Consider the following 8,760-nt stretch of genomic DNA (forward strand, 5'->3'; position numbering starts at 1 on the left):
CCGCATTCAAACTGGCGATCACCGGCACCCCGATGGAGAACAATTTGATGGAGCTGTGGTCGCTGCTGTCGATCACGGTGCCGGGGCTGTTCCCATCCCCGAAGGCGTTCGGCGACTACTTCCGCAAGCCGATCGAGTCGGGCGCCAACCGCGATCGGTTGCCGGTGTTGCGCCGCCGGATCAAACCGGTGATGCTGCGGCGGACGAAAAGCCAGGTGCTTGCCGAGCTGCCGGCGAAACAGGAACAGCTCCTCACCGTCGGCCTGGGTGCCAAACACCGCAAGATCTACGACACCCGGCTGGCCCGCGAACGCCAGAAAGTGCTCGGGCTGCTCGGCGACTGGGAGAAGAACCGGTTCCGGATCTTCCGGTCACTGACCCTGCTGCGTCAGCTGAGCCTGCATCCCGGCCTGATCGACGCCTCCGACATGAACGCCGGCTCGGTAAAGATCGACTTCCTGGTCGAGCAGCTGCCCCAGTTGGCCGCCGAGGGCCACAGCGCCCTGGTGTTCAGCCAGTTCACCGGGTTCCTGTCCATCCTGCGGTCGCACTTGGACTCGGCCGGCATCGGCTACAGCTATCTGGACGGGTCGGTGAACGCCCGCGGACGGCGGGAGGCGCTGGCACAATTCGCCGGCGGGGTCAGCAAGGTGTTTTTGATCAGCCTCAAAGCCGGCGGGTTCGGCCTCAACCTCACCGAGGCCGACTACTGCTTCCTGTGCGACCCATGGTGGAGTCCGGCCGCTGAAGCTCAGGCTGTGGACCGGACCCACCGCATCGGCCAGACTCGCCCGGTCACCGTCTACCGGCTGGTCTCCGCGGGCACCATAGAAGAGAAGGTGGTCGCCCTGCAGCAGCGCAAAAAAGAACTGTTCACCGCCGTGATGGACGACGGTGAGCTGTTCAGCTCGGCGATCAGCGCATCTGACGTGGCCGAACTGCTCAAGTAGCAGGTTCCGCTTGCCGAAGGCCCTCGCAACCCCCGATCCGGGCTCGCCACCCGACCGGTTACCGTTGACGCCATGTTGTCGTTCGCCGAGCTGGAGCGCCTGGTTGCCTCCGACGAGATCGACACCGTCGTGCTGGCGTTCCCCGACATGCAGGGCCGGCTGGTGGGCAAACGGGTGGCGGCCCGGCACTTCATCGCGGAGGTCGCCGACCACGGCGCGGAGTGCTGCGGCTACCTCCTGGCCGTCGACGTGGAGATGAACACCGCGCCCGGTTATCCGATCGCCGACTGGAGCACCGGCTACGGCGACATGGTGATGAAACCCGATCCCGCGACATTGCGGCGCATCCCGTGGCTGCCCGGCACGGCGCATGTGCTCGCCGACCTGTACTGGCCCGACGGCAGCCCGGTCGCGGTGGCGCCGCGCACGATCCTGGCAACCCAGATCGGTCGGCTGGCCGACCGCGGCCTGGCCCCCTACACCGCCACCGAGCTGGAATTCCTGGTCTTCGACGACACCTACCGGCAGGCGTGGGCCAGCGGTTACCGCGGGCTCACCCCGGCGACCGACTACAACGCCGACTACGGGCTGGCGACCGGCGCCCGTCTGGAGCCGCTGCTGCGGGACATCCGGCTGCACATGACCGCCGCGGGGATGGTCTGCGAGGCAGTCAAAGGCGAATGCCACACCGGCCAGCAGGAGATAACGTTCCGCTACGAACAGGCCATGCCCACCTGCGACAACCATGTCGTCTACAAGAACGGTGCGAAGGAGATCGCCGCGCAGCACGGCAAGAGTCTGACGTTCATGGCGAAATACGACCAGCACGAGGGAAACAGCTGCCACATCCACATTTCGTTGCGCGGCGTCGACGGAGCCGCCGTGTTCGCCGACGCAGGCGCACCGCACGGCATGTCGCCGTTGTTCGGCAGCTTCATCGCCGGACAGCTGGCCACCCTTGCCGAGCTGACCCTGTGTTACGCACCGAACATCAACTCCTACAAAAGATTTGTCAGAGGGAGCTTCGCGCCGACCGCGGTCGCGTGGGGCCTGGACAACCGCACCTGTGGGCTGCGCGTGGTCGGTCACGGCGACGGGCTGCGGGTGGAGTGCCGGATACCCGGCGGCGATGTGAACCCGTATCTGGCGGTCGCGGCGCTGATCGCCGGCGGCCTGCACGGGATCGACAACGAGCTTGCGCTGCCGGAGCCGGTAGCAGGTGACGCCTACCAAGCGGCATTGCAGGGCGAGCTGCACCAGTTGCCGGCCACCCTGGGTGAGGCTGCGACATTATTCGGCGAATCCGCGGTGGCGCGCAAGGCGTTCGGCGATGACGTCGTCGATCACTACCTCAACAACGCCCGGGTCGAGTTGCGTGCGTTCAACACGGCGGTCACCGACTGGGAGCGGGTGCGGGGATTTGAACGATTCTGAACCGGTGCGGCCGCTGGTGGGGCTGACCACCTATCTCGAGCGGGCCCAGACCGGAGTCTGGGACGTGCCCGCAAGTTTTCTGCCGGCCGGCTACTTTCAGGGCATCACCGCCGCCGGCGGCGTTGCGGTGCTGTTGCCGCCGCAGCCGGTGAACCGAGACATCGCCGCCCGGGTGCTCGACGGCCTGGCCGGCCTGGTGATCACCGGCGGCAAGGACGTCGACCCCAGCGCCTACGGTCAGCAGCGGCATCAGGCCACCGACGAGCCCGTCCGCGACCGTGACGCCTGGGAGTTCGCCCTGCTGGCCGAGGCACTGAGCCGAGGGCTGCCGGTGCTGGGGATCTGCCGCGGCGCGCAGGTGCTCAACGTCGCACTCGGCGGAACGTTGCACCAGCACCTGCCGGACGTCCTCGGGCACAACGGGCACCGGGCGGGCAACGCGGTGTTCACCACGGTGGGTGTGCGCACCGTGCCGGAGACCCGGCTGGCGGCGCTGCTCGGAGAAGCGGCCGAGGTGCCGTGCTACCACCACCAGGGCATCGCCGCGCTCGGCGATCACCTGGTGGTCAGTGCACGAGATGACGACGGCGTGATCGAGGCGATCGAGCTGCCCGGGGAGAACTTTGTGCTCGCGGTGCAGTGGCATCCGGAGGAATCCCTCGACGATCTGCGGCTGTTCGCGGCGATCGTGGATGCGGCACGCTCGTATGCCGCCGGGCGGGTGGGCTCGTGAGCAGCACCCAGCTGGTCAACCCCGCCACCGAGCAGGTGCTGGGGTCCGTCGAGAAATCGGATGCGGCTGCCGTCGACGACGCGGTGCGCCGCGCGCAGGCGGCGCAGCGGCGCTGGGCGCGGCTGGCACCGGCGCAGCGGGCGGCCGCGTTGCGGGCCTTCGCCGCCGCCGTCGACGCCCACGTCGGCGAACTGGCCGCGCTGGAGGTGGCCAACGCCGGGCACCCGGTCTCGGCGGCCGAGTGGGAGGCCGGACATGTCCGCGACGTGCTGCAGTTCTACGCTGCCAGCCCGGAACGCCTGTCCGGTCAGCAGATTCCGGTCGCCGGCGGGCTCGACGTCACTTTCCACGAACCGCTCGGTGTGGTCGCTGTTATCACCCCGTGGAACTTCCCGATGCCGATCGCCTCGTGGGGCATCGCTCCCGCGCTGGCCGCCGGCAACGCCGTGCTGATCAAACCCGCCGAGTGGACACCGCTGACCACGATCCGACTCGGTGAGCTGGCCGTGGAAGCCGGGCTGGACCCCGACCTGCTGCAGGTGCTGCCCGGCCGGGGCTCAGTGGTGGGGGAGCGCCTGGTCAGCCACCCCGATGTGGCCAAGATCGTCTTCACCGGCTCGACGGAGACCGGCACCCGGGTGATGGCCGAGGCGGCAGCGCAGGTGAAGCGAGTCACGCTGGAGCTGGGCGGCAAAAGCGCCAACATGGTGTTCGACGATTGCGACCTGGAACGTGCCGCCGCGACCGCGCCCTACGGGGTGTTCGACAACGCCGGTCAGGACTGTTGCGCCCGCAGCCGGATCCTGGTGCAGCGCAGTGTTTACCAGCGGTTCATGGAGCTGCTGGAGCCGGCGGTCAAGGGCGTTGTCGTCGGCGATCCGGCACAGCACGATACCGAGATGGGTCCGCTGGTGTCGCGTGGCCACTGGGAGAAGGTCGCCTCCTACGTGCCCGAGGACGCGCCGGTCGCATTCCGCGGGCACGCCCCGACCGGTCCGGGCTTCTGGTTTGCGCCGACCGTGCTGACTCCGGCGCGCACCGACCGCTGCGTGATCGAGGAGATCTTCGGCCCGGTGGTCACCGTGCTGCCGTTCGACGACGAATCCGACGCGATCACCCTGGCCAACGACACCGCCTACGGGCTTTCCGGGTCGATCTGGACCGACGACCTATCCCGCGCGCTGCGGGTGGCCCGCGCGGTGGAAGCCGGGAATCTGTCCGTGAATTCGCATTCTTCGGTGCGGTTCAACACCCCGTTCGGTGGCTTCAAGCAGTCGGGGCTGGGCCGCGAGCTGGGTGCAGATGCGCCGCTGGCGTTCACCGAAACCAAGAACGTCTTCATCGCCGTCAAGGAAGCTCGAGAAGCCCAGTGAGCCCAGTGACCGATCTGACCCAGCGGCTGGCCGGGCGGACCGCCGTGGTTACCGGTGCCGGCGGCGGGATCGGCCTGGCGGCGGCCCGGCGCATGCGCGCCGAGGGTGCCACGATCGTGGTCGGCGACGTCGACCCGGTCGCGGGTGCGGCGGTCGCCGACGAGCTGGGCGGATTGTTCGTGCCGGTCGATGTCTGCGACCAGGCCGCGGTCGATGTGCTGTTCGACACTGCGGCCGACACCTTCGGCTCGGTCGACATCGCGTTCAACAACGCCGGCATCTCCCCGCCCGATGACGACGTGATCGAGCACACCGAGTTGCCGGCGTGGCAGCGGGTCCAAGACGTCAACCTGAAATCGGTGTACCTGTGCTGCCGCGCGGCGCTGCGGCACATGGTGCCCGCCGGGCGTGGATCGATCATCAACACCGCCTCGTTCGTCGCGGTGATGGGCTCGGCGACCTCGCAGATCTCCTACACCGCATCCAAGGGCGGGGTGCTGGCCATGTCGCGTGAACTGGGGGTGCAGTACGCGCGGCAGGGCATCCGGGTCAATGCGCTGTGCCCGGGACCGGTGAACACGCCTCTGCTGCAAGAGCTTTTCGCCACCGACCCGGATCGGGCGGCGCGCCGCCTGGTGCACGTGCCGGTGGGCCGGTTCGCCGAGCCGGAGGAGATCGCCGCCGCGGTCGCGTTTTTGGCCAGTGACGACGCATCGTTCATCACCGCGTCGACATTCTTAGTCGATGGGGGCATCAGCTCGGCCTACGTGACGCCGCTGTAAAACAGTCCGCTTGCTTAACGGTTAGACGATGAGCATTTGCGCCAGCACGTGCCGCACGTCGTTGAACTCCGCAGCGGACAGCTGGATCTCGGGTGCCGGTCGGCGGAACCGCTCGGCAGACACGGTGCGGATCTGCTCGGTGATCACCCAGCCGCCACCGCAAGAGATACGAACCCGATGCACCCACCCGGGACATTCAACGCTGGTCAACGGCAGCACGCAGATCAGGCATCCCAGGGTCAGGTCGAGGTGAAAACGCCGACGTCTACTAAATCGTCAACGATCTAGACAACCTGGGAGGCTGAGTTCTCCGGCTGAAACGTCAGCCGCACACCGGTCCGTTCTGCTTGCAGCAGATCCCGGAGGATTTTGATCACGGTCGCCAACTCGGCGCGGGTATAGCGGGACAGAAAGTCCCCGAGTCCACGCTTCATTTCGTCATGCATCCGTCGGTGCACGCGGGTGACGGCGCGGCCGTCGTCGGTAAGACTGAGTGAGACCTCCTTGCGATTGCCCGGTACCGGCGAACGCTGAACCAACCCGGCGTCGACCAGCCGCTGCACATGCTTGGACACCGTGCCCTTGAGCTGCCCGGAGCGCTCCGCCAGCACAACGACGTTGACGGGCTCATCGGTGAGGTGATCAAGCAGGTGGATGCTCAGTGCAGGAATCTCACGGACCACCGGCTCCAGACGACGTGGGCAGTGCGCGGCCATGAAGTCGCGCTCGGCGTCGCGGTCGGAGGTGTCGAACTTATCGCCGACTGCCTGGGTCAGGCGGCTGACCTCGGCGATGGCATCCATCTTAGTTTTCATGGAAACTATCTTGTCATGCTGCGCCATCTGGAGTAGGTTTCCAAGGAAACAATCTACAGGAGGACACCATGAAGGCTGCGGTGGTCGAAGCATTGGGCCGCGCACCGAAGTACTCGGATTTCCCGGAACCCTCCGCTCGCGACGGCGCCGTGGTGGCGGCAGTGGAGGCCGCGGCGCTGACCAACCTCGCCCGCGGGCTGGTGTCGGGATCGCACTACGGCAGCTCGGCGTTGACGCTGCCCAGCGTCGCCGGTGTGGACGGAGTGGCCAGGCTGCCGGATGGACGCCGGGTGTACACCGGGGCGGTGAGCCCGTACGGGATGATGGCCGAGCGCACGTTGGTCGATCCGCGCGGCGCGGTGGACGTGCCCGACGGCGTCGACGCGGTGACGGCCGCGGCGGTGCCCAATCCCGGTCTGTCGGCGTGGATGTCGTTACAACACGCCGCGCAGGTTCAACCCGAACACCATGTGTTGGTGTTGGGTGCGACGGGTGTCACCGGTTCGCTCGCCGTCCAACTGGCCAAAGTCGAATTCGGGGTACAAAGGGTGGTGGCCGTGGGCCGCGACGCTCACCGGTTGGAGTGGTTGCGCAGCGCCGGTGCCGATGACGTGATCCGGCTGGGCAGTGATGATCTGGGCACCCTTGTGGCTGCCGCGCACCGTGACCGGCCGTTCGACGCCGTGATCGACTACCTCTGGGGAGAGCCGGCCGAGCAGGTGCTGGCGGCCCTGGGCAACCAGGGACTGACGGCGACCTTTCACGCCACCCGATTTGTTCAGGTCGGTCAGATGGCCGGCCCCACGATCAGCCTTTCGGCAGGAATTCTGCGCAGCGCCGGGGTGATACTGACCGGTGTGGGTTTTGGCAGCGTGCCGCTGGACGTGGTGGCTCGTGCCCGCACCGAATTCCTGCCCCGACTGTTCACCATGGTCGCCGAAGACCGGCTGCAGTTAGTGACCCAGCCCCAGCCCTTGGCAGACGTTGAAAAGGTGTGGACCCAGCGGGAGCCGCCTGGAACCCGGATGGTCTTTACGCCGTAGCCCTCTCATGCAACCGTGCCCAGATCGCCCTGACGCAGCAACTCCAGACCGTCCATGGCGGCCTGCGCGCCAGCCTGATCGGTCTTGTCGATCGCGAAGCCCATGTGGATGATGATCCAGTCGCCCGGGGCGAATGTTTCCTCGGTCAGCATGCCCATGTTGACTTTCCGGTTCGCACCGGCGACGTCGACCAGCGCCAGTTGCCCGTCATAGCCATCGAGTATCCGGACTATCTGACCCGGAATTCCCAGACACATAGCTATACCTTCCGTACCGTGTCGCGTGCTTCGCTCCGAAGCATCGCCACCGCCGATTCAACCGCCGACACCGCATCCGGAATCGCTGCTCGCACAAGATCACTGAGGCCTATGCCTTCTTCGACAGTGGCAACCTCGCAGCCCACCACCACGGTGCGGGGCATAACGCCGCCCAATGCCCGCAGGCTGGCGAAAACAGTCGCCGGGTCCATGCCGTGCGCGTCGAGTGTGGGGGCGGAGTCCTGCCCGGCATGATCGGCATGATCGGCAGGGTCGGCATCAAAGACATGCACCGTACCGGGTGAACCCCGGTCGGGCAGGGCATCGACGAGAACCAGAGCGTCCCAATCTTCGAGCAGGTCGTAGGCCAGATGCATACCCCCGATTCCGTAATCGACGACCCGCACCTCCGGCTGGGCGAACCGATCAGACACGTCGCGGAGCACCTCGGGGCCGAAGCCGTCGTCACCGAGGAAGATGTTGCCGATGCCGGCTACCAGGATGCGGGACGCCATAGAGCTGCCACAGCCCGCTACATACGCCGTATCTTCATGTAGCGCCAGGCATCCGGCATGGAATAAAGCCCGATCGCCATCGCCACGAGAGCGACCACCACCAGGATGGCGGCGAAGATCCAACCCAGTACGTCCACTATTTCCATGTCAATTCCTTTCCGTGCTGCTTCGTTCGGTGTCGAGTGGCTCGATCTCGTCGGGGGCGAAGTACAGGTAGCGTCCGTACCACTCGTGTAGCTCGGCTGCCGGGTCGTCGTCGACCACGACCGCGACGTGCTGGTTGCCGTCGACGTCTTCGTGCACCGAGGTGACTCGCGCGGTCTTGTCGGCGACGAACAGGTCCTGGGCGTCGGCTCGACGCCCAGGATGTAACCGCACCCGGCTGCCCCGCGCCACCGGAACCCCGTTGACCAGCACCGCGTCGACGTCCGGGTGTACCGCGGTGTCGGCCATCGGCTCCCACCAGCCCACCCCCTCGGGCACCTCGGGGATCAGTCCGGCGACCTGGTGCGGGTCGCGAAGGACTCCGTGCATGCGCACCATGGCCTCCGGTGCTATCGCGTCGCACCGGTCGATGAGTGCAGCCGCCAGCGGATCGGTGGCCCGGGCCTGCGCCTTCTCCTCGTCGGTCATGGTCATCACCCGCAACGTGAGGAGTTCGTCGATCTCGGTTGAGTCGAAGAAAATGCCCTTGCTCTGCTCGGCGACCTCCGGGTGGTCGTAGAGGATGATCGGTGAAATCAACAGCAGGTCACACTCGGCGGGCGGACCGGCCAGCACCGGGAAGCACCGGTGCTGGCGGCAACGGGCCACTACGCCGGCGGCGTGGTCGGGCGGTTCGAGCAGCGAGACGAACTC

11 protein-coding genes and 1 pseudogene are annotated in these 8,760 nt (G+C 66.9%); 6 read left to right on the forward strand and 6 right to left on the reverse strand.

All coding sequences use genetic code 11. The annotated features are described in order from the left end of the window. The 5 genes from AC2VON_RS01770 to AC2VON_RS01790 all read left to right on the forward strand — a co-directional run. A partial coding sequence (locus AC2VON_RS01770; protein WP_486951395.1) for a DEAD/DEAH box helicase occupies positions 1 to 950 on the forward strand: 950 nt, incomplete at its 5' end. 72 nt (positions 951 to 1,022) lie between these two features. Next, entirely contained in the window at positions 1,023 to 2,384 is a 1,362-nt protein-coding gene (locus AC2VON_RS01775) for a glutamine synthetase family protein (protein WP_486951396.1), read from the forward strand. A 13-nt stretch (positions 2,385 to 2,397) separates the two neighbouring features. After that, complete coding sequence (locus tag AC2VON_RS01780; RefSeq protein ID WP_486951405.1) at positions 2,398 to 3,117, forward strand: gamma-glutamyl-gamma-aminobutyrate hydrolase family protein; 720 nt, start codon at positions 2,398 to 2,400, stop codon at positions 3,115 to 3,117. Beyond that, positions 3,114 to 4,490 (forward strand): aldehyde dehydrogenase family protein, encoded by a 1,377-nt coding sequence (locus AC2VON_RS01785; RefSeq protein WP_486951397.1) that lies wholly within the window; start codon positions 3,114 to 3,116, stop codon positions 4,488 to 4,490. Before AC2VON_RS01780 ends, AC2VON_RS01785 begins: the two co-directional genes overlap by 4 nt. A 5-nt stretch (positions 4,491 to 4,495) precedes the next feature. Beyond that, entirely contained in the window at positions 4,496 to 5,272 is a 777-nt protein-coding gene (locus tag AC2VON_RS01790; RefSeq protein ID WP_486951398.1) for a 3-oxoacyl-ACP reductase, read from the forward strand. 21 nt (positions 5,273 to 5,293) lie between these two features. Here the strand turns inward: AC2VON_RS01790 and AC2VON_RS01795 are convergent, their stop codons facing one another. Further along, on the reverse strand, positions 5,294 to 5,491 hold the full coding sequence (locus AC2VON_RS01795) for a hypothetical protein (protein ID WP_486951399.1): 198 nt from the start codon (positions 5,489 to 5,491) through the stop codon (positions 5,294 to 5,296). Positions 5,492 to 5,556: 65 nt separating this feature from the next. Next, on the reverse strand, positions 5,557 to 6,087 hold the full coding sequence (locus AC2VON_RS01800) for a MarR family winged helix-turn-helix transcriptional regulator (RefSeq protein ID WP_486951400.1): 531 nt from the start codon (positions 6,085 to 6,087) through the stop codon (positions 5,557 to 5,559). Between the two features lie 68 nt (positions 6,088 to 6,155). On the opposite strand from AC2VON_RS01800, the gene AC2VON_RS01805 reads away from it, so the two are divergent. Continuing rightward, the gene (locus tag AC2VON_RS01805) at positions 6,156 to 7,130 is read left to right on the forward strand and encodes a quinone oxidoreductase family protein (protein ID WP_486951401.1); all 975 of its coding nucleotides are present in this window, start codon (positions 6,156 to 6,158) and stop codon (positions 7,128 to 7,130) included. 5 nt (positions 7,131 to 7,135) lie between these two features. On the opposite strand, the gene AC2VON_RS01810 is transcribed toward AC2VON_RS01805, so the two are convergent. The 4 genes and pseudogenes from AC2VON_RS01810 to AC2VON_RS01825 all read right to left on the reverse strand — a co-directional run. After that, positions 7,136 to 7,387 (reverse strand): HypC/HybG/HupF family hydrogenase formation chaperone, encoded by a 252-nt coding sequence (locus AC2VON_RS01810; RefSeq protein WP_486951402.1) that lies wholly within the window; start codon positions 7,385 to 7,387, stop codon positions 7,136 to 7,138. 2 nt (positions 7,388 to 7,389) lie between these two features. Then, positions 7,390 to 7,902 (reverse strand): hydrogenase maturation protease, encoded by a 513-nt coding sequence (locus AC2VON_RS01815; protein ID WP_486951403.1) that lies wholly within the window; start codon positions 7,900 to 7,902, stop codon positions 7,390 to 7,392. Positions 7,903 to 7,919: 17 nt separating this feature from the next. Continuing rightward, positions 7,920 to 8,048, reverse strand: a complete 129-nt coding sequence (locus AC2VON_RS01820) for a DUF6893 family small protein (protein WP_486951404.1) — start codon at positions 8,046 to 8,048, stop codon at positions 7,920 to 7,922. Between the two features lies 1 nt (position 8,049). Beyond that, positions 8,050 to 8,760, reverse strand: a pseudogene (locus AC2VON_RS01825) (hypothetical protein); the annotation flags it as partial.

It is taken from the genome of Mycobacterium sp. TH-M82 (assembly GCF_057473605.1).